Here is a 23,148-nt window from a genome sequence, read left to right as displayed (position 1 = left end):
ACTTATAAAAATCTTGTAATCTATAGTCATAACAACATTTTAGCACCATGTATAAAAATGTAGGTTTTTCTATTTATTCCTATGTAAATTAACCTTATAGCCTATTATTCTAATTTTTTTATTCAAAAGGCTACTATTCTTTCCAGTTTTATGGTAAAATCTTTAACGGAGAAGGAAAATCGAGGTGAAAATATGGCAATTCCAAAGTATCAATATATTAAAGATGAGTTAAAGAACAAAATCATTTCTGGTCAATTTGCCAGTGGAGATAAATTCTACACTGAAGCTGAATTGATTGCAATGTATGATGTTAGTTCTATCACAGTTGTTCGCGCTTTAAACGACCTTGCCAAGGATGGCTATATTGTCCGTCAACAAGGAAAGGGTACATTCGTTTCACGCGCACGCAAACACAAACTCGTAGAGTTTTCAGATGTAGAAGTTTTTGAAACTAAAGATGATAAAGTTACCGTCCTTTCTATTGAGCGTGGAAATAAACTAAGCTACTTAGAAAAACTTGGACTACGCGGAGATCAGTTCTACTACAAGATTGAACGCGTACGCGAAACAGGTGGTGTTGTGTACATCTACCATACATCTTACATCCCAGAACAATATATCAACGCAAATTATCCAAATCTTGAATATTATAGCTCAATCTATAACCGTTTCAAATTGGATTACCACATTCACATGAATGATGAACATTTTGAAGAAATCAATGAAATAGCATTTCCAACTCCAGAACATGCGGCTTCGGTCCTCGGAGTCGATGAACAATTCCCAACCGTTTTACAAACCAAGACTACTAAGCTTGAGTCTACTGGTCAAGTTCTTGCTTACAGCGAAACTTATAAACGAGCGGATTACTACAAGATTAAATTCATTTCATGTGACCGTGATCACTAAGAAGAAAGCCTGAGCCTTGCTTGGGCTTTTTCTATGCTTATTATATGACATTAAAAATGTATTTTCTATATGTCAATTAAGATAGACTAAATTTGTTTAAATTTTACTAAAATATAGGTAATTTTTATCAAAAGTACTTGAAGAAAAAATAAAAATCGAAGTTCTTCTACTCCAGTAAATAGAGTAATAGAACTTCGATTTTATTTTAATTATCCTAAACCAAGACGTTCAAAGATATCATCCACTCGTTTAGTGTAGTAAAGAGGGTTGAAGATTTCGTCGATTTCCTCTTGTGTGAGGCGTGATGTCACTTCTGGATCTGCTTCAAGAAGTGGTTTAAAGTCTACTTGATTGTCCCAAGAGTAGGCTGTTTTTGGTTGTACCAAGTCATAGGCTTGCTCACGGGTCATTCCTTTTTCAATCAAGGTCAACATAGCACGTTGACTGAAAATCAAACCAAAAGTCGAGTTCATGTTGCGGATCATGTTTTCTGGGAAGACTGTCAAATTCTTGACAATATTTCCAAAACGGTTGAGCATGTAGTCAATCAAAATAGTCGTATCTGGTGTAATGATGCGCTCAGCTGATGAGTGAGAGATATCACGTTCGTGCCAGAGAGCTACGTTCTCATAGGCAGTAATCATGTGACCACGGATAACACGCGCTAGACCTGTCATGTTCTCAGAACCGATAGGGTTGCGTTTGTGAGGCATTGCAGATGAACCTTTTTGCCCTTTAGCAAAGAATTCTTCCACTTCACGTTGTTCTGATTTTTGCAAACCACGAATCTCAGTCGCCATACGTTCGATAGAAGTCGCAATGCTAGCAAGAACTGCAAAGTACTCAGCGTGAAGGTCACGAGGAAGCACCTGTGTAGAGATTTCTTGGGCACGAATACCCAGTTTATCGCAGACATATTGCTCAACGAATGGTGGGATGTTGGCAAAGTTCCCAACCGCACCAGAAATCTTACCAGCTTCCACACCAGCAGCCGCATGCTCGAAACGCTCGATGTTGCGCTTCATTTCGCTGTACCAAGTCGCCAATTTCAGACCAAAGGTTGTAGGCTCAGCGTGCACACCGTGGGTACGCCCCATCATGATGGTAAACTTGTGCTCCTTAGCCTTATCAGCGATGATGTTGGTGAAGTTTTCAAGGTCACGACGGATGATGTCGTTGGCCTGCTTGTAAAGATAACCGTAGGCCGTATCCACCACGTCGGTAGAAGTCAAACCATAGTGGACCCACTTACGCTCTTCACCAAGCGTCTCAGAAACTGCACGCGTGAAAGCCACCACATCGTGACGCGTCTCCTGCTCAATCTCCAAAATACGGTCGATGTCAAAGTCCGCTTTTTCACGAATCAAAGCTACATCTTCCTTAGGGATTTCCCCCAACTCAGCCCATGCCTCGTCAGCCAAGATTTCCACCTCAAGCCAAGCACGGTATTTATTTTCTTCACTCCAAATATTCGCCATCTCAGGGCGAGAGTAACGGTCGATCATGTTGTTAATTTTTCCTTTCTTCGTAAGCTGTTGGGAATAAGTTATCTAGGTAAACCAAGATTTCTACTAAAACTCCTCTTTTCCAATAAACACAGATGGATAGTGTAGTAATTCATTGAGATCGGTATCCAATGGTAAATCATAAATTGCTAAATAGTTTTCAGGATATAGAGCAACTAGCTCTTCATATTTAGCCTTTACCTTTTCGTGATCACTACTAGCATACAAGACTTCGACAACTGCTCCAGTCTTATCCTTTTCAACAAAAGCGTTAACGATGATTTGAATCATAGACTTGTCCTAAAAATCAATCCCTTTCCCAAACTCAACCACACTATCCGGTACATCACTAAACAAAGTCACATGTCCCATCTTGCGATTGTGCTTTGCTTCTATTTTACCATACATGTGGAGGTGGGCGCTTGGATTTTCTGCGACATATTTTTCAGCAACCTCGACATGCTGGCCGAGGACATTAAGCATAACGGCTGGAGCATGTAATTTGATAGTTGGCAACGGTGCTCCGAGAACACCCAAAATATGGGTGTCAAACTGGGAGAAGTCGCAGGCTTCAATCGAGTAGTGACCAGAGTTATGTGGGCGTGGAGCAATTTCGTTGACAATGATGTCATCAGCTGTCGCAAACATTTCCACGCAGAGAGTTCCAGATAAGTTAAGCTGTTCAGCAATCTTCACTGCCATGGCTTTGGCCTTGTCTGCTAAACGCTCAGAAATACGAGCTGGCACAATGGTTTTTGAAAGAATGTTGTTGCGGTGGATATTTTCCTGTACGGGGAAAACCGTCACGTCCTTGCCATTTCCTGATACGATGACAGAAATTTCAAGGTCAAAATTAACAAATTCTTCCAAAACGCAGTCGGCTGAATCGGCTAGTACATAGGCTTCTTCCAAGTCTGCTTCTGAACGAATGACCTTTTGCCCATGACCATCGTAGCCACCAGTCGCAGTCTTAAGGACATAGTTTTTCGATAGATCGATATCTGTCAAATCTTGACTTGAAGTCACAACCTTGTAGGGTGCTACAGTGACTTGAGCCTTGTTTGAAAGAAAGTCCTTTTCAAAAATGCGATTTTGGGAAATGCGGAGCAGATCTGTCCCTTGAGGGAGTTGTCCATCCTTGATAACCGCATCCAAACCGTCAGCATCGACATTTTCAAACTCATAGGTGAGGACATCGCAACGCTCAGCCAACTGACGCAGAGCATCCACGTCATTATAAGGCGCCACGATGATTTCCGCCACGCAAGAGGCCGGGCAATCTGCCGCAGGATCCAGCGCTATAACCTTGTGCCCCATGTAGATAGCAGAGATAGCCATCATCTGACCCAGCTGGCCGCCACCGATAATTCCGATTGTTTTAGATGAGCTCATTTGTCGACTCCTCTGCGATTTTTCCTTGCTCCTCTGCGAAATCTGCCAGTGCTGTCGCGATAGACTGATCCTCTACTGATAGGAGACGAAGGGCAAAGAGGGCAGCGTTGGTCGCACCTGCTTCACCGATAGCCATAGTTGCGACAGGCACTCCACCTGGCATCTGGACGATAGAGTAGAGCGAGTCCACACCACTAAGGGCACGCGATTTTACAGGCACACCAATGACTGGAAGGGTTGTTTTAGCTGCGACCATACCTGGCAAATGAGCTGCGCCTCCAGCACCTGCAATAATGACCTTGATCCCACGGCTACGGACCTCTTCTGCATGCTTGAACATGAGGTCTGGAGTGCGGTGGGCAGAGACAACCTTCTTCTCGTAGGCTACACCAAAGCGGTCTAGGACTTCTGCTGTTTTTTGCATGGTTGCCCAGTCGGATTTTGAGCCCATGATAATAGAAATTACGGGTTTCATTTCTTCTCCTTTTTCCTCTTTTTCAACAATCACCTTAGGTTGTGAGGGACGGAAGCAACCACCAAAGGGGGCTCATGCCTAAATTGGAAGCCCAAGGTCTTCCAATTTCCCTGAACGATTGGATTGTCATCCAATCGTTTTTTTACAACGGCAGTGATTGTTATATATTAGTTCGCTAACGCTCGCAAGTTATGCGACCATTAACGTATTTTGTGAATTTTTGCTAATTCTTTTTTGATAATGGTCTTGGGGGGGGGACGGAAGCAAACCTTCGGTTTCATTCCTAAAATTTGAGCCTAAGGTCTCAAATTTTCCCTAGACCAGAACAGATACTGTTCTGGTCTTTTCACCACGGCGATTATTATCTTACTTCGGTTCGCTTTCGCTCGCCATGATAAATTTAGTGTCTTTTAATCTTTTATCGCCTTACTCCCAATATCGGTTCGGTAGAAGAGGCCATCTGTTTTTTGTTGGGCGAGTTGACTGTAGATGGTGTTTTGAGCTTCTTCGACGGTATCTGCGGTGGTGACGAGCATATAAACACGTCCGCCGTTTGACAGAAGGACTCTGCTATTTTCCGCAAACTTAGCCCCTGCATAGTAGGTGATGATATCACCCTCTGTCTTGGCTGGCAACTCAACACCCTTCTCATAAGCCAGTGGGTAACCGTTTGATGCGACAACCACACCCAGAGTCACACTCTTGTCCGTCCAGGTGATGTTTGGCTCCTTGCCATCCAGAATATCTGTGATATTTTGGGCAAAGTCAGATGTCAAACGAGGCAGGATAATCTGGGTCTCAGGATCTCCGAAACGAGCATTAAACTCGATAACCTTAGGTCCATCAGCTGTCAAGATAAGCCCTGCATAAAGAACACCCAGATAAGGGCGACCTTCTTTAATCATCCCTTCGAGGACTGGCTTGACAATGGTGTCAACCGCTGTATCAACTACACTATGTGGCAAGTGTGGAACTGGTGCATAGGCACCCATACCTCCCGTATTAGAGCCCTTGTCCCCATCGTACGCACGTTTGTGGTCCTGAGCCGTTGGCATGATGTAGAACTTGTCCCCATTTACAAAGGCAAAGAGTGAAAATTCCTCTCCTTCAAGGAATTCCTCAATGACTACACGCGCACCTGAGTCACCAAATTTATTGTCTAAAAGCATCTCGTGAGCGGCTTCTACTGCTTGCTCGACTGTCTCAGCAACGACAACACCTTTCCCAAGAGCCAAACCATCCGCCTTGACGACGATTGGAGCGCCTTTCTCCTCGATATAAGCCTTAGCTGCCTCGAAATCTGAAAATGTACCATAGGCTGCTGTCGGAACGCCGTATTTGACCATGATTTCCTTGGCAAAATCCTTGGACCACTCCAGCTCCGCTGCCAATCTTGTCGGACCAAAGGCTTTGAGACCAGCTGCATGGAAATCATCCACGATACCAGCCGCAAGGGCGTCATCTGGCCCTATAAAGGTCCAAGCAATATCGTTGGCTTTTGCAAATTCAATCAATTTAGAATGTTCGGAAATAGAGATATTTACCAATTCCAAACCATCCAGAGTCATTCCGTCATTTCCAGGAGCTACAAATACTTTTTCAACGTCTTTTGATTCAAGTAACTTTTTAGCAATCGCATGCTCACGACCACCCGAACCGACAACAAGCAGTTTCATTTCTCAACCTCTTTTGCGAATTATTTACTAACATTATAACATAAACGTTCGTTTTAATCTTGTTTCACTTCGCATTTTTACGCAAAAAAGGAAAGAAACTGTTTTCTTCCCTTTACCTTCTTAATGTCTAAAATGTCTCACGCCTGTAAAGACCATGGTCAAGCCATATTTATCCGCAGCTTCGATAGACTCTTGGTCACGGACGGACCCACCTGGCTGGATGATGGCCTTGATACCTGCTTTGGCGATTTCTTCCACGTTATTAACAAAAACAAAATCTACAAAAGCTCTCCTATGTAATCCTGAAACATATCAATTATATCTGCTTTAAATTTTCCGTTTTCTACATTCATAAAGGTTCGATTTTTATAAACTTCTCTATCTAATAAAAAATGTGTTTTAAAAATATATTTTTCATCTCCTACCTCTTTTAAATGTTTTAATGATCCATTTCTAAGCTTTCTAGTGTGCTGTATGAAATCAAATACAGCATCTAGATTACTAGTTAAAGCATTATATCGAATCTCAATAGCTAAATCTGATAATGTTTTTTTAACATACTTATCTTTAGTGTATAATGTTGTTGTTAAAATAATGTTATCCTTTTCAATATCTCTAGAATGTGATAAGTAATTATCAATTGTCTGCTCAGAAAAGGTACTGACAGAAAATTTAAATTTAAAATATTCATCAAGCCCATAATAACGAGGATTATAATGAAAGTATTTTGACCCTTTAAACTGTTGATTACAATCTTTACAAGATGGAACTAAATTGAATTTTGATACACAAAATAGAGAAAAGATTGATTGAGGGTAAAAATGCTCTATATCTGCAGTCGTAAATTTTCTATGGTTAACAATAGAGTTTGAATTACAATACGGACAAACCTCGCAACTGTATAACCCCCATAATCTTACTCTATATAATTTTCTAAACTGCTTATAATTTAAAAATTTTTCGAGTTTTTCATTCAATTCTATAAATTTACTAAAAACCTTATTATTTTCTTTTTTAAAATTAGAAAAATTAGCAGTCCTATAGTAGAGATAATTACAATCAATTAATTCTTCCATTTTGGGATAGTGAGTTGTACATTGCAGAATATTAGAAACCCACTCTATTCTATATTTCTTTTCATCCGAAGCTTTCATTTTTTTTAGCTCCAAATAAAATCTACCTACTAAATAATACTCAAACAATAAACTGTCTGATTTGTTTTTTATATTAAACCATTCATCAGTTATCAATAATTTAAAATTATTCATATTGCCACATAATTTCAAAATTTCTGGAATTATTCTATACGTATTTCCTCCCGTAGATAATTTTTCTAATAAACTCTTGTAGTAATTTTCGAAACATGCATTAATTTCTTTTATTTGTGGTTCCTGAGGTAATTCTAATTTAATCACTATCTTCTATACTTCTTTCAATTAGTATCTTCAAAACTGGATCATCAATATATTGATAAATCTCTTTATCACGTTTTAATATTTTTTTTCTAGCAAATTCCCCGATTGAGTAGTCCAAAAAGAATGTATCTGACAATATATCAATAATATTTGCAGCAAAAGTTTTTTCTGCTCTTTTGATTACTATCATCTTCTCTTTCTCTTCCAGAGAAAAAACATTTTCTTTGGGAACATCTGAAATCATATATGGAGAATGCGTCGCTATAATAAACTGAATATTCACAGCTGAATAGTTATTAACAAGAGTGATACAATCATCAATAAATCTTCTACACCATTCTGGATGAAGGTTCAAATCAGGCTCATCTAATACCAGAACACAATCCCTCCCATCTTTACTCGCTTTCCTTATTTCCATGAATATTGAAGAAAACGTGTTAAAATAGACAATCTCTCCGTCGCTTAGATTTTCAAATTGAACGGAGAATAAATCGGAAAATTCTACCATAAGCAATTCTATGAAGTTAAAATTTATATCTTTGTTACTCAAAGAAGAACTAGATACTTCAATTTTATAAGCGTTACCTTGGAAATATCCATATTCCTCCGAATTCTTAAAGTTAGAAATAAGAGCCTTTAAAGCATCTCGATTAATAAATGGAGTATCTCTACTACTTTTCCCTTCAAAATATTTTATCCTCTCACCCCAGTCTCTTAAATCATTTACTATGTTTTCCAAAAAGGCTATTTTATCTTTCAAAAATTGCTCTGAAATATAGTCTTCCCGCAAGTAAAATAAATCTACTTCCCGCAATCTATTAAAATCCCCCCTATTTGACTCTTTTATAATAGAGAAAATTCTTTTTCTTGGCTCTCCATTTTTTTCTAAAAATTCTATCAGATTCAGTAAATACTTTTCTAAAACTTGAACTATAAAAAAATGTATTTTATGTTTTCTAAAGTAATAATTTTGGACTATTCGACTATTGAAGCTACTAGAATTTTCTCCAACTTTCAATCTCAACCTTCTTTTCAACTGTTCTGGTAATACATCTTCAACATCCATAATTCGATCATTACCATAGAGTTCATCTAATATAGCTGGACTATTGGATGAGTATAACTGTTTCTGATTAACTTTTAAAAAAATTTTTTGCTTTGTAACATTACTGTTTTTGGCTTCTACAATAAATCGAAACACATTTTCAGCAGATTCCACTTGCTTTACATTCCGGATTATAGGACTACTATGCGAGTTAAAAGTTCTATAAGAATCTCTGTTGAACCAATCTACAATTGGACTAGATCTAATTAAGGATATTTGTAATTCTATACTTATTTGACTATTAGAAGGAGTGACAAACTTATTGTTCCCCACGCTCACAAATAACCCTTTCTCTGTACTCAAATTCTCTATTTTATCAATCAAACTGGGACTACCATCAATCAAAAAAAGATTATCTTTAATATGAAAAAACAGTATAAAAATCTAATTATCCGCATAAACACTGGACTTATCACACTTTATCAAGGTCAAAACCACTCAATTTACTACTAATTTACTACTTATGAATGAGCTTTGATACGACGATTTATCCTTGAAAAGTGAAGATACAAAGATACTTCCAATAAAATTGAATATTTAATAGGTAGACACTTCAAAAAATGAGGTGTCTATTTTTTTACCCAATATTTGAAAGGAAGTGAACTTATGAAAACAGAAAATCAAGAATCAAAAGGTCGCTCCCCTCCCTTTAAGACCATCAAACAAACAAGATTTATCAAACAATAAAAAGAAAGGATAGGTAAAAATATGGAACTTAAATTTGTGATTCCCAACATGGAAAAAACATTTGGCAATTTAGAATTTGCTGGCGAGGATAAAGTAGAACAGCGAAGAATCAACGGACAATTAACTGTCTTATCTCGAAGCTACAACCTCTATTCTGACGTTCAAAGAGCAGATGATATTGTGGTGGTGCTTCCTGCTGAAGCTGGAGAAAAACATTTCGGCTTTGAGGAACGTGTAATGTTAGTCAATCCACGTATTACCGCAGAGGGCTATAAAATTGGTACTCGTGGATTCACAAATTACCTTTTACATGCGGACGACATGATAAAAGAATAAAGAAAGAGAGGAAAAATGATGAGATTACCTAATGGCATTGTATTAGATAAAGACGCTACATTTGGAGAATTAAAGTTTTCAGCACTCCGTCGTGAAGTACGAATCCAAAATGACGACGGTACGGTTTCAGATGAAATCAAAGAACGTACCTATGATTTAAAATCCAAAGGGCAAGGACGTATGATTCAAGTGAGTATTCCTGCCAGTGTTCCTTTGAAAGAGTTTGACTATAACGCAAAAGTGGAAATCATCAATCCAGTTGCAGATACCGTCGCTACCGCTACCTTCCGAGGGGCAGATGTTGACTGGTATATCAAGGCAGACGATATTGTATTGACGAAAGATTCCAGTACCTTTAAAAATCAGCCACAACCTAAAAAAGAGCCAGCCACGGATAAATAGTCATGCTACTTCCACTAGAGAGAAAGGAGGAAATCCCGCATGAAACAGTTTGGCATTCGTGGTAAAAGGATTCGCCCAAGTGACAAGGATTTAGTCTTTCATTTTACAGTAGCGTCCTTACTGCCAATTTTCCTGCTGGTTATCGGACTGTTTCATGTGAAGACAATCCAGCAGATTAACTGGCAGGACTTTAACCTATCACAAGTAGACAAGATTCACATTCCCTATTTAGTTATTAGTGTTAGTGTCGCAATTCTTGTCTGCTTGCTGGTGGCATTTCTATTCAAAAGATATAGATATGATACAGTAAAACAACTGTACCACCGTCAAAAGCTGGCTAAGATGGTACTTGAAAACAAGTGGTATGAATCGGAACAGGTCAAAACAGATGGCTTCTTCAAAGATTCGTCCAGTCGTACTAAGGAAAAGATAACCTACTTTCCCAAAATATTTTATCGCCTTAAAGATGGTTTAATACAGATGCGAGTGGAAATCACGCTAGGAAAATATCAAGACCAGCTCCTACACTTGGAAAAGAAATTAGAAAGCGGATTGTACTGTGAGCTGACGGATAAAGAGTTAAAAGATTCTTATGTGGAATATACCCTGCTCTATGACACCATCGCCAGTCGTATTTCTATTGATGAAGTCCAAGCCAAAGATGGCAAACTACGCTTGATGGAAAACGTATGGTGGGAATATGACAAGCTCCCTCACATGCTCATAGCTGGTGGTACAGGTGGCGGTAAAACTTACTTTATACTGACACTGATTGAAGCCTTGCTTTATACAGATTCTAAGCTCTATATTCTTGACCCAAAGAACGCCGACCTTGCCGACTTAGGCTCTGTGATGGGGAATGTCTACTACAGAAAAGAAGATATGCTCTCCTGCATTGACCGTTTCTATGATGAAATGATGGCACGAAGTGAAGCTATGAAAGAGATGGAAAACTATAAGACTGGCGAGAACTATGCCTACTTAGGACTTCCTGCAAACTTTCTTATCTTTGATGAATACGTGGCTTTCATGGAAATGCTGGGAAATAAAGAAAATACCGCAGTCTTAAACAAGCTCAAACAGATTGTCATGTTAGGTCGTCAAGCTGGCTTCTTTTTAATACTGGCTTGTCAACGTCCAGACGCAAAATATTTAGGCGACGGAATCCGTGACCAGTTTAATTTCAGAGTGGCACTTGGAAGAATGTCTGAAATGGGCTATGGCATGATGTTTGGCAGTGATGTACAAAAAGATTTCTTCTTAAAACAAATCAAAGGTCGTGGCTATGTTGATGTGGGAACAAGTGTCATATCAGAATTTTACACTCCCTTAGTACCAAAAGGTCATGACTTTTTGGAGGAAATAAAAAAACTAACCAACAGCAGACAGTCCACGCAGGCGACGTGCGAAGCGAAAGTCGCAGGTGTGGACTGATCTTGCTGGCTGGTGTGGCGATAGCCACGCCAGCACCTAACCCCCCGTATCTAACAGGGGGGTACAAATCGACAGGAAACAGTCAAAAAAATAGCAGAAAATTCTTTGGTTACAAGGAGTTTAGAAAATTTCGTGGTATGTCAAATGAGCTTCAATAGTTGACATACCTTTTTTAATTGGAGGGATTTAACTGAATGAACAAACTTTGATACAGCATTTAAAGGAAAAACGGTTGGCTTATGGGCTATCTCAAAACCGACTGGCTATTGCTACAGGCATTACAAGGCAATATCTTAGCGACATTGAAACTGGCAAGGTTAAGCCATCAGACGAGTTGCAACAATCCCTTTGGGAAACTCTGGAACGCTTCAATCCCGATGCCCCACTTGAAATGCTCTTTGACTATGTAAGGATTCGCTTTCCCACAATGGACGTACAGCATGTGGTTGAAGAAATATTGCAATTGAAACTTTCCTATTTTCTTCATGAAGACTATGGCTTTTATTCTTATTCAGAACATTATGCCTTAGGCGATATATTCGTTCTCTGCTCTCATGAGATAGACAAAGGTGTTCTGGTGGAATTAAAAGGTCGTGGGTGCAGACAATTTGAAAGCTATCTTCTAGCACAACAAAGAAGCTGGTATGAGTTCTTTATGGACGCTTTGGTGGCTGGTGGCGTGATGAAACGCCTTGACCTTGCCATCAACGATAAAACAGGGATTTTGAATATTCCCACACTGACGGAAAAATGCCTACAGGAAGAGTGTATTTCGGTGTTCCGCAGTTTCAAGAGCTATCGCAGTGGCGAACTGGTACGCAAAGATGAAAAGGAATGTATGGGAAACACGCTTTATATCGGTTCATTACAAAGCGAAGTCTATTTCTGTATCTATGAAAAGGACTATGAGCAGTACAAGAAAAATGATATTCCCATTGAAGACGCAGAGGTTAAAAACCGTTTTGAAATCCGACTAAAAAATGAGCGTGCCTATTATGCAGTACGTGATTTACTTGTCTATGATAATCCAGAGCATACAGCTTTTAAGATTATCAATCGGTATATCCGCTTTGTGGATAAGGACGATTCAAAAGCACGTTCCGATTGGAAACTCAATGAAGAATGGGCATGGTTTATTGGAAACAATCGTGAACGATTAAAGCTAACCACAAAACCAGAGCCTTACTCTTTCCAAAGGACACTAAACTGGCTATCTCATCAAGTCGCCCCGACCTTAAAGGTTGCTATTACACTTGATGAAATTAACCAGACGCAGGTTGTGAAAGACATTCTCGACCATGCGAAACTGACAGACCGACACAAGCAGATTTTAAAGCAACAGTCGGTAAAAGAACAGGACGTGATAACGACAAAAAAATAACTTAAATACAAATTCACTGCATACAGAAAGGAGAACATTTTTATGAATTTTGGACAAAACCTTTATAACTGGTTTCTATCAAATGCTCAATCACTGGTGCTTTTAGCAATCGTTGTGATTGGCTTGTATCTTGGCTTCAAGCGTGAGTTTAGCAAACTGATTGGCTTTTTAATTATTGCGATTATTGCGGTTGGCTTAGTCTTCAACGCTGCTGGAGTAAAAGACATTTTACTAGAGCTATTCAATCGCATTATTGGTGCTTAAATAAAACCGTTCTTTTGTGGAATATAAGTGGTTTTCTTATGTTCCGCAAAGGAATGGTACACCAAACGAAGTGCGGTAGGGATTTTTGAATCTCTACAAAGAAAGGACGTGAACACATGGACGATATGCAAGTCTATATTGCCAACTTAGGTAAATACAATGAAGGAGAATTAGTCGGTGCTTGGTTTACCTTTCCCATTGATTTTGAAGAAGTCAAAGAGAAAATCGGCTTGAATGATGAATACGAGGAATACGCCATTCACGATTATGAGTTACCCTTTACGGTTGACGAATACACTTCTATTGGCGAACTCAATCGCCTATGGGAAATGGTATCGGAGTTGCCAGAGGAACTACAATCCGAGCTATCTGCTCTGCTCACTCATTTTTCAAGTATTGAGGAACTAAGCGAACATCAAGAGGATATTATCATTCACTCGGATTGTGATGATATGGCAGATGTCGCACGTTACTACATTGAAGAAACTGGAGTATTGGGCGAAGTGCCAACCAGTCTTCAAAACTATATTGATTACGAATCCTATGGTCGTGATTTAGAAATTTCGGGAACTTTTATCACAACCAATTATGGGATTTTTGAAATCGTCTATTGAAAGGATTGATTCTATGAAGAAAATACGAAGCTATACCAGTATTTGGTCTGTTGAGAAAGTGCTGTACTCCATCAACGATTTTAGACTTCCGTTTCCCATAACCTTTACGCAAATGACGTGGTTTGTCGTATCACTGTTTGCGGTTATGATACTTGGCAACTTGCCACCTCTTTCCATGATTGAGGGAGCATTTCTCAAATATTTTGGAATTCCTGTGGCTTTCACATGGTTTATGTCTACAAAAACCTTTGATGGTAAAAAGCCTTATGGATTTTTGAAGTCTGTCATTGCTTATGCACTGCGACCAAAGCTGACCTATGCAGGGAAAAAAGTAACCCTTGGCAGAAACCAGCCACAAGAAGCCATTACGACAGTTAGGAGTGAATTTTATGGCATATCCAATTAAATACATTGAAAATAATCTGGTCTGGAATAAAGATGGCGAATGTTACGCCTATTATGAGCTTATTCCTTACAATTACTCATTCCTAAGTCCAGAACAGAAAATACAAGTGCATGATTCTTTCAGACAGCTTATCGCACAAAATCGTGATGGCAAGATTCATGCTCTACAAATCAGTACAGAATCCAGCATACGTTCTGCACAAGAACGTTCCAAAGAGGAAGTAACTGGCAAACTCAAAGTAATTGCCTATGACAAAATCGACCAACAGACAGACGCTTTAATATCCATGATTGGCGAAAATCAAGTGGACTACCGCTTCTTTATCGGCTTTAAGTTGCTTCTCAACGATCAAGAGTTTTCTATGAAAAGTCTTACCGTTGAAGCCAAAAATGCTTTGTCTGATTTTGTCTATGATGTGAACCATAAGCTAATGGGCGATTTTGTCAGCATGAGTAATGATGAAATCCTGCGTTTTCAGAAGATGGAAAAGCTCTTGGAAAATAAAATCTCTCGTCGTTTCAAAATCCGTAGACTGGATAAGGACGACTTCGGCTATCTGATTGAACATCTTTATGGACAGACAGGTACAGCTTATGAAGATTATGAGTACCATCTATCAAAGAAGAAGCTGGATAATGAAACGCTGATTAAATATTATGACCTTATTAAACCGACCCGTTGTCTGGTGGAAGAAAAACAGCGATACCTAAAAATTCAACAGGAAGACGAAACCGTCTATGTGGCGTACTTTACCATCAACAGCATTGTCGGCGAATTGGACTTTCCGTCCTCTGAAATCTTCTACTACCAGCAACAGCAATTTACATTCCCGATTGATACTTCTATGAATGTGGAAATCGTGGCAAACCGTAAAGCACTAAGCACCGTTCGTAATAAAAAGAAAGAACTAAAAGACCTAGATAACCACGCATGGCAAAGTGATAACGAAACCAGCTCTAATGTGGCGGAAGCTCTGGAAAGTGTCAATGAGCTGGAAAATAATTTAGACCAAAGCAAGGAATCCATGTATAAGCTCTCTTATGTGGTGCGTGTTTCCGCAAATGACTTGGACGAATTGAAACGTCGTTGTAATGAAGTGAAAGATTTTTATGACGATTTAAGTGTCAAGTTGGTACGACCATTTGGAGATATGCTGGGCTTACATGAAGAATTTTTACCATCAAGCAAGCGTTATATGAATGACTATATTCAGTATGTAACCTCTGATTTCTTAGCTGGACTTGGTTTCGGTGCTACTCAAATGCTTGGCGAAAATGAGGGTATTTATGTTGGCTATAGCTTAGATACAGGACGCAATGTCTACCTCAAACCTGCTCTTGCCAGTCAAGGGGTTAAGGGTTCAGTAACCAATGCATTAGCGTCTGCCTTTGTAGGTTCGCTAGGCGGTGGAAAATCCTTTGCGAATAACCTTATCGTCTATTATGCAGTGCTTTATGGGGCACAAGCAGTGATTGTTGACCCGAAAGCGGAACGTGGCAGATGGAAAGAAACCTTGCCAGAAATCGCTCACGAAATTAATATTGTCAATCTGACTTCTGATGAGAAAAATAAAGGCTTACTTGACCCTTACGTGATTATGAAAAATCCCAAAGATTCTGAATCACTGGCAATCGACATTTTGACGTTCCTTACGGGGATTTCATCACGAGATTCTGACCGTTTCCCTGTTCTACGAAAAGCCATTCGTGCTGTAACTAATAGTGAAGTGCGAGGTCTTCTGAAAGTGATTGAGGAATTACGGGTTGAGGGAACTCAAATAAGCACCAGCATAGCCGACCATATCGAAAGTTTTACAGACTATGACTTTGCACATCTGCTCTTTAGTGATGGATATGTGGAGCAGTCTATCAGTCTTGAAAAACAACTGAACATCATACAGGTTGCCGACTTGGTACTTCCCGATAAAGAAACCTCCTTTGAGGAATATACCACAATGGAGTTACTATCGGTGGCAATGCTGATTGTCATTAGTACCTTTGCGTTAGACTTTATCCATACAGACAGAAGCATTTTTAAAATTGTTGACTTAGACGAAGCGTGGAGCTTCTTACAGGTGGCACAAGGTAAAACACTGTCTATGAAACTGGTTCGTGCTGGACGTGCTATGAACGCTGGGGTATATTTCGTGACCCAGAATACAGATGACCTTTTAGATGAAAAGCTGAAAAATAATCTTGGTTTGAAATTTGCGTTCCGCTCTACTGACCTTAACGAGATTAAAAAGACCCTTGCCTTTTTCGGCGTTGACCCAGAGGACGAAAATAATCAGAAGCGATTGCGTGATTTGGAAAATGGACAGTGCCTTATCAGTGATTTATATGGTCGTGTCGGTGTGATACAGTTCCACCCTGTATTTGAAGAACTGCTCCATGCCTTTGATACCAGACCGCCTGTGCGAAAAGAGGTGTAAATGTGAAACCATCAATATTAAACAGAATAAAATCAAACTGGACGCTGAAGCGTCTAGGTAAAGTGGCAATGACAGTGGCTTTCACACTTGTGATTGCCATTTTTCTTTTAGCCATGATGGGAACAGTGGTTCAAGCTGCGGGCTTGGTAGATGATACAATCAATGTGGCAAATGAGTACAGCCGATACCCACTTGAAAACTATCAACTGGATTTTTATGTTGATAATAGCTGGGGCTGGCTACCGTGGAACTGGTCGGACGGAATTGGAAAACAAGTCATGTATGGCTTATATGCCATTACCAATTTTATTTGGACAATCAGTCTTTATGTTTCCAATGCGACTGGCTACTTAGTTCAAGAAGCCTATTCCCTTGACTTCATTTCTGCTACAGCAGATTCCATTGGCAAGAATATGCAGACCCTTGCAGGAGTTACGCCTAGCGGACTATCAACAGAGGGATTCTATGTTGGATTCCTCTTACTCTTGATTTTGGTTCTTGGGGTTTATGTTGCCTATACAGGACTGATAAAAAGAGAAACTACAAAAGCGATTCATGCCATTGTGAACTTTGTCATGGTATTTATCCTATCAGCTTCCTTTATTGCCTACGCTCCCGACTACATTAAAAAAATCAATGATTTTTCATCAGACATCAGTAATGCCAGTTTATCACTTGGCACGAAGATTGTCATGCCCCATTCCGATAGTCAAGGCAAGGACAGCGTGGACTTAATCAGAGATAGCCTGTTTTCCATACAGGTTCAGCAACCGTGGCTACTGCTTCAATACAACAGTTCAGACATTGAAAGTATCGGTATTGACCGTGTGGAAAGCCTGCTCTCCACCAGCCCAGATTCCAACAATGGCGAAGACAGAGAAAAAATTGTTGCGGAAGAAATTGAAGACAGAAGCAATACCAATCTAACCATTACAAAGACCATTAACCGTTTAGGTACAGTCTTCTTCCTATTTGTCTTCAATATTGGGATTTCCATATTTGTATTCCTATTAACAGGAATCATGATTTTCTCGCAGGTACTTTTTATCATCTATGCTATGTTTCTGCCTGTGAGCTTTATTTTAAGCATGATTCCATCATTTGATGGTATGTCAAAACGAGCCATAACAAAGCTCTTTAATACCATTTTGACACGAGCTGGAATCACATTGATTATTACGACAGCATTTAGTATTTCAACCATGCTCTATACCTTATCGGCTGGTTATCCGTTCTTTTTGATTGCTTTTCTACAGATTGTGACCTTTGCAGGAATCTACTTCAAGCTGGGCGATTTAATGAGTATGTTTTCTCTACAGAGTAACGATTCTCAAAGTGTGGGAAGTCGTGTGATGAGAAAACCTCGTATGCTTATGCACGCTCACATGCACCGTCTACAGCGGAAACTTGGACGTTCCATGACTACTCTAGGGGCTGGGTCTGCCATTGTTACAGGTAAAAAAGGACAGTCGGGTTCGGGGAGTTCTGCAAGGACACAAGCAGATCACTCCCGACCAGACGGAAAGGAAAAATCAACACTTGGAAAACGTATCGGTCAAACCATCGGTACAGTAGCTGATACCAAAGACAGAATGGTAGACACTGCTAGTGGTTTGAAAGAACAGGTTAAAGATTTGCCGACCAATGCAAGATATGCAGTATATCAAGGAAAATCCAAAGTAAAAGAGAATGTCCGTGATTTAACCAGTAGTATTTCTCAAACCAAAGCGGACAGAGCCAGTGGACGCAAGGAACAGCAGGAACAAAGGCGAAAAACCATTGCGAAGCGTCGCTCTGAAATGGAACAGGTCAAACAGAAAAAACAGCCTGCTTCTTCTGTTCATGAAAGACCGACTACAAGACAAGAACAATATCATGATGAACAGACCTCAAAACAGTCTAATATTCAGACTTCATATAAGGAATCTCAACAAGCCAAACAAGAGCGTCCAGCAGTTAAGTCCGATTTTTCAAGTCCAAAAGTGGAACGCCAAGGCAATACCGTTCAAGAAAAAACCGTTCAAAAGCCAGCAACTTCAACCACTACAGCAGATAGAACTTCACAACGTCCAATCACAAAAGAACGTCCGTCTACTGTTCAAAGAGTACCACTACAAAATACAAGAAGTAGACCACCAATCAAAACCGCCACCATTAAGAAAGTCGGTAAGAAACCATGAAGTTGAAAACTTTAGTGATTGGTGGTTCTGGATTATTCTTGATGGTCTTCTCACTGCTTCTGTTTGTTGCCATTTTATTTTCAGATGAACAGGACAGCGGAATTTCCAATATTCATTATGGAGGTGTGAATGTTTCCGCAGAAGTGCTGGCTCATAAGCCTATGGTAGAAAAATATGCCAAAGAATATGGCGTTGAAGAATATGTCAACATACTTCTTGCGATTATACAGGTGGAATCGGGCGGTACTGCGGAAGATGTTATGCAGTCCTCGGAATCCCTCGGTCTTCCACCTAATTCATTGAGTACAGAAGAATCCATTAAGCAAGGTGTGAAGTATTTCAGTGAATTATTAGCCAGTAGCGAAAGGCTCAGTGTAGATTTAGAATCGGTTATCCAGTCCTACAATTATGGTGGTGGTTTCTTAGGGTATGTGGCTAATCGTGGAAATAAATATACCTTTGAACTGGCTCAAAGTTTCTCAAAAGAGTATTCAGGTGGCGAAAAAGTGTCTTACCCCAATCCCATAGCCATACCTATCAATGGGGGCTGGCGATACAACTATGGCAATATGTTTTATGTGCAACTGGTAACGCAGTATCTTGTCACAACAGAGTTTGATGATGATACGGTACAAGCCATCATGGACGAAGCACTGAAATATGAGGGCTGGCGATACGTTTACGGTGGAGCTTCCCCGACTACTTCTTTTGATTGTAGCGGACTGACACAATGGACGTATGGAAAAGCTGGAATTAACTTACCACGAACCGCACAACAGCAATATGATGTGACCCAGCATATCCCACTATCGGAAGCACAAGCTGGCGATTTGGTTTTCTTTCATTCTACCTATAACGCTGGCTCTTATATTACTCATGTTGGGATATACCTTGGCAATAACCGTATGTTTCATGCAGGCGACCCAATCGGTTATGCCGACTTAACAAGCCCCTACTGGCAACAGCATTTAGTGGGAGCAGGACGAATCAAACAATGAGAAAGGAAGATTTAATGATGAAATTTAGAAAAAATCAGAATAAAGAAAAACAGATACCAAAGGAAAAGAAACCTCGTGTCTACTATAAGGTCAATCCTCATAAAAAGGTTGTGATTGCCTTGTGGGTACTTTTAGGGCTTAGTTTCAGCTTTGCGATATTCAAGCACTTTACAGCTATAGATACTCATACTATTCACGAAACAACTATCATAGAAAAGGAATACGTTGATACTCATCATGTAGAAAATTTTGTAGAGAACTTTGCGAAAGTCTACTATTCATGGGAGCAATCCGATAAGTCCATTGATAATCGAATGGAAAGTCTAAAAGGCTATCTGACAGATGAACTTCAAGCTCTCAATGTTGATACAGTACGCAAAGATATTCCTGTATCGTCTTCTGTAAGAGGATTTCAGATATGGACGGTAGAGCCAACTGGCGACAATGAGTTTAATGTAACCTACAGTGTAGACCAGCTCATTACAGAGGGAGAAAATACAAAGACCGTCCACTCTGCTTATATAGTGAGTGTCTATGTAGATGGTTCTGGAAATATGGTACTGGTTAAGAATCCGACCATTACCAACATACCTAAGAAATCAAGTTATAAACCAAAAGCCATTGAAAGTGAGGGGACGGTTGATTCCATTACAACCAATGAAATCAATGAGTTTTTAACGACGTTCTTCAAGCTCTATCCTACAGCGACAGCCAGTGAACTTTCCTACTATGTGAATGACGGGATATTAAAACCAATCGGAAAAGAGTACATCTTTCAAGAACTGGTAAATCCTATTCACAATCGTAAGGATAATCAAGTCACGGTATCGCTGACAGTGGAGTATATCGACCAGCAGACCAAAGCAACGCAGGTATCTCAATTTGATTTGGTACTTGAAAAGAACGGGAGTAATTGGAAGATTATAGAATAACAAATATTGGTACATTATTACAGCTATTTTGTAATCACGTACTCTCTTTGATAAAAAATTGGAGATTCCTTGACAAATATGCTCTTACGTGCTATTATTTAAGTATCTATTTAAAAGGAGTTAATAAATATGCGGCAAGGTATTCTTAAATAAACTGTCAATTTGATAGTGGGAACAAATAATTGGATGTCCTTTTTTAGGAGGGCTTAGTTTTTTGTACCCAGTTTAAGAATACCTTTATCATGTGATTCTAAAGTATCCGGAGAATATCTGTATGCTTTGTATGCCTATGGTTATGCATAAAAATCCCAGTGATAAGAGTATTTATCACTGGGATTTTTATGCCCTTTTGGGCTTTTGAATGGAGGAAAATCACATGAAAATTATTAATATTGGAGTTTTAGCTCATGTTGATGCGGGAAAAACTACCTTAACAGAAAGCTTATTATATAACAGTGGAGCGATTACAGAATTAGGAAGCGTGGACAAAGGTACAACGAGGACGGATAATACGCTTTTAGAACGTCAGAGAGGAATTACAATTCAGACAGGAATAACCTCTTTTCAGTGGGAAAATACGAAGGTGAACATCATAGACACGCCAGGACATATGGATTTCTTAGCAGAAGTATATCGTTCATTATCAGTTTTAGATGGGGCAATTCTACTGATTTCTGCAAAAGATGGCGTACAAGCACAAACTCGTATATTATTTCATGCACTTAGGAAAATGGGGATTCCCACAATCTTTTTTATCAATAAGATTGACCAAAATGGAATTGATTTATCAACGGTTTATCAGGATATTAAAGAGAAACTTTCTGCCGAAATTGTAATCAAACAGAAGGTAGAACTGTATCCTAATATGTGTGTGACGAACTTTACCGAATCTGAACAATGGGATACGGTAATAGAGGGAAACGATGACCTTTTAGAGAAATATATGTCCGGTAAATCATTAGAAGCATTGGAACTCGAACAAGAGGAAAGCATAAGATTTCATAATTGTTCCCTGTTCCCTGTTTATCACGGAAGTGCAAAAAACAATATAGGGATTGATAACCTTATAGAAGTGATTACGAATAAATTTTATTCATCAACACATCGAGGTCCGTCTGAACTTTGCGGAAATGTTTTCAAAATTGAGTATTCGGAAAAAAGACAGCGTCTTGCATATATACGTCTTTATAGTGGCGTACTGCATTTGCGAGATTCGGTTAGAATATCGGAAAAGGAAAAAATAAAAATTACAGAAATGTATACTTCAATAAATGGTGAATTATGTAAAATCGATAAGGCTTATTCCGGGGAAATTGTTATTTTGCAAAATGAGTTTTTGAAGTTAAATAGTGTTCTTGGAGATACAAAACTATTGCCACAGAGAAAAAAGATTGAAAATCCGCACCCTCTACTACAAACAACTGTTGAACCGAGTAAACCTGAACAGAGAGAAATGTTGCTTGATGCCCTTTTGGAAATCTCAGATAGTGATCCGCTTCTACGATATTACGTGGATTCTACGACACATGAAATTATACTTTCTTTCTTAGGGAAAGTACAAATGGAAGTGATTAGTGCACTGTTGCAAGAAAAGTATCATGTGGAGATAGAACTAAAAGAGCCTACAGTCATTTATATGGAGAGACCGTTAAAAAATGCAGAATATACCATTCACATCGAAGTGCCGCCAAATCCTTTCTGGGCTTCCATTGGTTTATCTGTATCACCGCTTCCGTTGGGAAGTGGAATGCAGTATGAGAGCTCGGTTTCTCTTGGATACTTAAATCAATCATTTCAAAATGCAGTTATGGAAGGGATACGCTATGGTTGCGAACAAGGATTATATGGTTGGAATGTGACGGACTGTAAAATCTGTTTTAAGTATGGCTTATACTATAGCCCTGTTAGTACCCCAGCAGATTTTCGGATGCTTGCTCCTATTGTATTGGAACAAGTCTTAAAAAAAGCTGGAACAGAATTGTTAGAGCCATATCTTAGTTTTAAAATTTATGCGCCACAGGAATATCTTTCACGAGCATACAACGATGCTCCTAAATATTGTGCGAACATCGTAGACACTCAATTGAAAAATAATGAGGTCATTCTTAGTGGAGAAATCCCTGCTCGGTGTATTCAAGAATATCGTAGTGATTTAACTTTCTTTACAAATGGACGTAGTGTTTGTTTAACAGAGTTAAAAGGGTACCATGTTACTACCGGTGAACCTGTTTGCCAGCCCCGTCGTCCAAATAGTCGGATAGATAAAGTACGATATATGTTCAATAAAATAACTTAGTGTATTTTATGTTGTTATATAAATATGGTTTCTTGTTAAATAAGATGAAATATTTTTTAATAAAGATTTGAATTAAAGTGTAAAGGAGGAGATAGTTATTATAAACTACAAGTGGATATTGTGTCCTGTATGTGGAAATAAAACACGATTAAAGATAAGGGAAGATACTGAATTAAAAAAATTCCCCCTCTATTGTCCGAAATGCAGACAAGAAAATTTAATTGAAATAAAGCAGTTCAAAGTAACTGTGATTACAGAGCCAGACGCAAAGACGCAGAGCCGATAAAATGAGATTAATACAATCTCATTT

At 39.1% G+C, this 23,148-nt stretch carries 21 protein-coding genes and 3 pseudogenes; 15 read left to right on the top strand and 9 right to left on the bottom strand.

Annotated elements, in window-relative coordinates; translation table 11 throughout:
* Positions 1–192: 192 nt before the first annotated feature.
* Positions 193–909, top strand: a complete 717-nt coding sequence (locus L0P31_RS08065; protein WP_031237756.1) for a GntR family transcriptional regulator — start codon at positions 193–195, stop codon at positions 907–909.
* A gap of 209 nt (positions 910–1,118) precedes the next feature.
* On the opposite strand, the gene purB is transcribed toward L0P31_RS08065, so the two are convergent.
* The 9 genes and pseudogenes from purB to L0P31_RS08025 form a co-directional block, all read right to left on the bottom strand.
* The gene (gene purB, locus L0P31_RS08060) at positions 1,119–2,414 is read right to left on the bottom strand and encodes an adenylosuccinate lyase (protein ID WP_033688008.1); all 1,296 of its coding nucleotides are present in this window, start codon (positions 2,412–2,414) and stop codon (positions 1,119–1,121) included.
* Positions 2,415–2,480: 66 nt separating this feature from the next.
* Positions 2,481–2,705, bottom strand: a complete 225-nt coding sequence (locus L0P31_RS08055) for a phosphoribosylaminoimidazole carboxylase (RefSeq protein ID WP_238096426.1) — start codon at positions 2,703–2,705, stop codon at positions 2,481–2,483.
* Between the two features lie 9 nt (positions 2,706–2,714).
* A complete protein-coding gene (purK, locus tag L0P31_RS08050; RefSeq protein ID WP_238096424.1) occupies positions 2,715–3,806 on the bottom strand; it encodes a 5-(carboxyamino)imidazole ribonucleotide synthase in 1,092 nt (363 codons plus the stop codon).
* Positions 3,793–4,281 carry a 5-(carboxyamino)imidazole ribonucleotide mutase gene (purE, locus tag L0P31_RS08045; RefSeq protein WP_238096422.1) on the bottom strand — a complete coding sequence of 163 codons (489 nt, stop codon included), beginning with the start codon at positions 4,279–4,281 and terminating at the stop codon, positions 3,793–3,795. The genes purK and purE overlap by 14 nt, the downstream gene beginning before the upstream one ends.
* A 29-nt stretch (positions 4,282–4,310) precedes the next feature.
* Positions 4,311–4,439, bottom strand: coding sequence for a phosphoribosylaminoimidazole carboxylase (locus tag L0P31_RS09415; RefSeq protein ID WP_337926985.1), 129 nt, complete (start codon positions 4,437–4,439; stop codon positions 4,311–4,313).
* Between the two features lie 252 nt (positions 4,440–4,691).
* Positions 4,692–5,957: a phosphoribosylamine--glycine ligase gene (gene purD / locus L0P31_RS08040; RefSeq protein ID WP_238096421.1), complete on the bottom strand. Its 1,266-nt coding sequence runs from the start codon at positions 5,955–5,957 to the stop codon at positions 4,692–4,694.
* A gap of 120 nt (positions 5,958–6,077) precedes the next feature.
* Positions 6,078–6,233 (bottom strand): annotated as a pseudogene (locus L0P31_RS08035) (IMP cyclohydrolase); the annotation flags it as partial.
* Between the two features lie 2 nt (positions 6,234–6,235).
* Positions 6,236–7,372 (bottom strand): HNH endonuclease family protein, encoded by a 1,137-nt coding sequence (locus tag L0P31_RS08030; protein ID WP_238096419.1) that lies wholly within the window; start codon positions 7,370–7,372, stop codon positions 6,236–6,238.
* Positions 7,365–8,801: an ATP-dependent nuclease gene (locus tag L0P31_RS08025; RefSeq protein WP_238096417.1), complete on the bottom strand. Its 1,437-nt coding sequence runs from the start codon at positions 8,799–8,801 to the stop codon at positions 7,365–7,367. The genes L0P31_RS08030 and L0P31_RS08025 overlap by 8 nt, the downstream gene beginning before the upstream one ends.
* Positions 8,802–9,185: 384 nt before the next feature.
* Between L0P31_RS08025 and L0P31_RS08020 the strand changes: the two genes are divergently transcribed.
* From L0P31_RS08020 to L0P31_RS07950, 14 genes and pseudogenes are all read left to right on the top strand, one after another.
* On the top strand, positions 9,186–9,500 hold the full coding sequence (locus tag L0P31_RS08020) for a YdcP family protein (RefSeq protein ID WP_000420681.1): 315 nt from the start codon (positions 9,186–9,188) through the stop codon (positions 9,498–9,500).
* 15 nt (positions 9,501–9,515) lie between these two features.
* On the top strand, positions 9,516–9,902 hold the full coding sequence (locus L0P31_RS08015; protein ID WP_000985040.1) for a YdcP family protein: 387 nt from the start codon (positions 9,516–9,518) through the stop codon (positions 9,900–9,902).
* A 39-nt stretch (positions 9,903–9,941) separates the two neighbouring features.
* Entirely contained in the window at positions 9,942–11,336 is a 1,395-nt protein-coding gene (locus L0P31_RS08010; RefSeq protein ID WP_002368310.1) for an FtsK/SpoIIIE domain-containing protein, read from the top strand.
* Positions 11,337–11,512: 176 nt separating this feature from the next.
* Positions 11,513–12,717, top strand: a pseudogene (gene mobT, locus L0P31_RS08000) (MobT family relaxase).
* Between the two features lie 42 nt (positions 12,718–12,759).
* On the top strand, positions 12,760–12,981 hold the full coding sequence (locus L0P31_RS07995) for a hypothetical protein (RefSeq protein ID WP_001009056.1): 222 nt from the start codon (positions 12,760–12,762) through the stop codon (positions 12,979–12,981).
* 116 nt (positions 12,982–13,097) lie between these two features.
* Positions 13,098–13,595: an antirestriction protein ArdA gene (locus L0P31_RS07990; protein WP_002368312.1), complete on the top strand. Its 498-nt coding sequence runs from the start codon at positions 13,098–13,100 to the stop codon at positions 13,593–13,595.
* 13 nt (positions 13,596–13,608) lie between these two features.
* The gene (locus L0P31_RS07985) at positions 13,609–14,001 is read left to right on the top strand and encodes a conjugal transfer protein (protein ID WP_025186755.1); all 393 of its coding nucleotides are present in this window, start codon (positions 13,609–13,611) and stop codon (positions 13,999–14,001) included.
* Positions 13,985–16,432 carry a conjugal transfer ATPase TcpF gene (gene tcpF / locus L0P31_RS07980; RefSeq protein WP_002368314.1) on the top strand — a complete coding sequence of 816 codons (2,448 nt, stop codon included), beginning with the start codon at positions 13,985–13,987 and terminating at the stop codon, positions 16,430–16,432. The genes L0P31_RS07985 and tcpF overlap by 17 nt, the downstream gene beginning before the upstream one ends.
* Before the next feature lie 2 nt (positions 16,433–16,434).
* Positions 16,435–18,612 carry a CD3337/EF1877 family mobilome membrane protein gene (locus L0P31_RS07975; RefSeq protein ID WP_064276871.1) on the top strand — a complete coding sequence of 726 codons (2,178 nt, stop codon included), beginning with the start codon at positions 16,435–16,437 and terminating at the stop codon, positions 18,610–18,612.
* A complete protein-coding gene (locus L0P31_RS07970; protein ID WP_000769868.1) occupies positions 18,609–19,610 on the top strand; it encodes a bifunctional lytic transglycosylase/C40 family peptidase in 1,002 nt (333 codons plus the stop codon). Before L0P31_RS07975 ends, L0P31_RS07970 begins: the two co-directional genes overlap by 4 nt.
* Positions 19,607–20,542 carry a conjugal transfer protein gene (locus L0P31_RS07965; protein WP_001224320.1) on the top strand — a complete coding sequence of 312 codons (936 nt, stop codon included), beginning with the start codon at positions 19,607–19,609 and terminating at the stop codon, positions 20,540–20,542. The genes L0P31_RS07970 and L0P31_RS07965 overlap by 4 nt, the downstream gene beginning before the upstream one ends.
* A 313-nt stretch (positions 20,543–20,855) precedes the next feature.
* Positions 20,856–20,903, top strand: a pseudogene (locus L0P31_RS09475) (hypothetical protein); the annotation flags it as partial.
* Between the two features lie 15 nt (positions 20,904–20,918).
* Entirely contained in the window at positions 20,919–22,838 is a 1,920-nt protein-coding gene (tet(M), locus tag L0P31_RS07955; RefSeq protein WP_238096415.1) for a tetracycline resistance ribosomal protection protein Tet(M), read from the top strand.
* A gap of 118 nt (positions 22,839–22,956) precedes the next feature.
* A complete protein-coding gene (locus tag L0P31_RS07950) occupies positions 22,957–23,124 on the top strand; it encodes a cysteine-rich KTR domain-containing protein (RefSeq protein ID WP_000336323.1) in 168 nt (55 codons plus the stop codon).
* Positions 23,125–23,148 lie beyond the last annotated feature (24 nt).

It is taken from the genome of Streptococcus mitis, from assembly GCF_022137125.1.
GTDB classification, from domain to species: Bacteria; Bacillota; Bacilli; order Lactobacillales; family Streptococcaceae; genus Streptococcus; species Streptococcus mitis_CE.
This window is presented reverse-complemented; position numbering and strand designations above follow the sequence as displayed.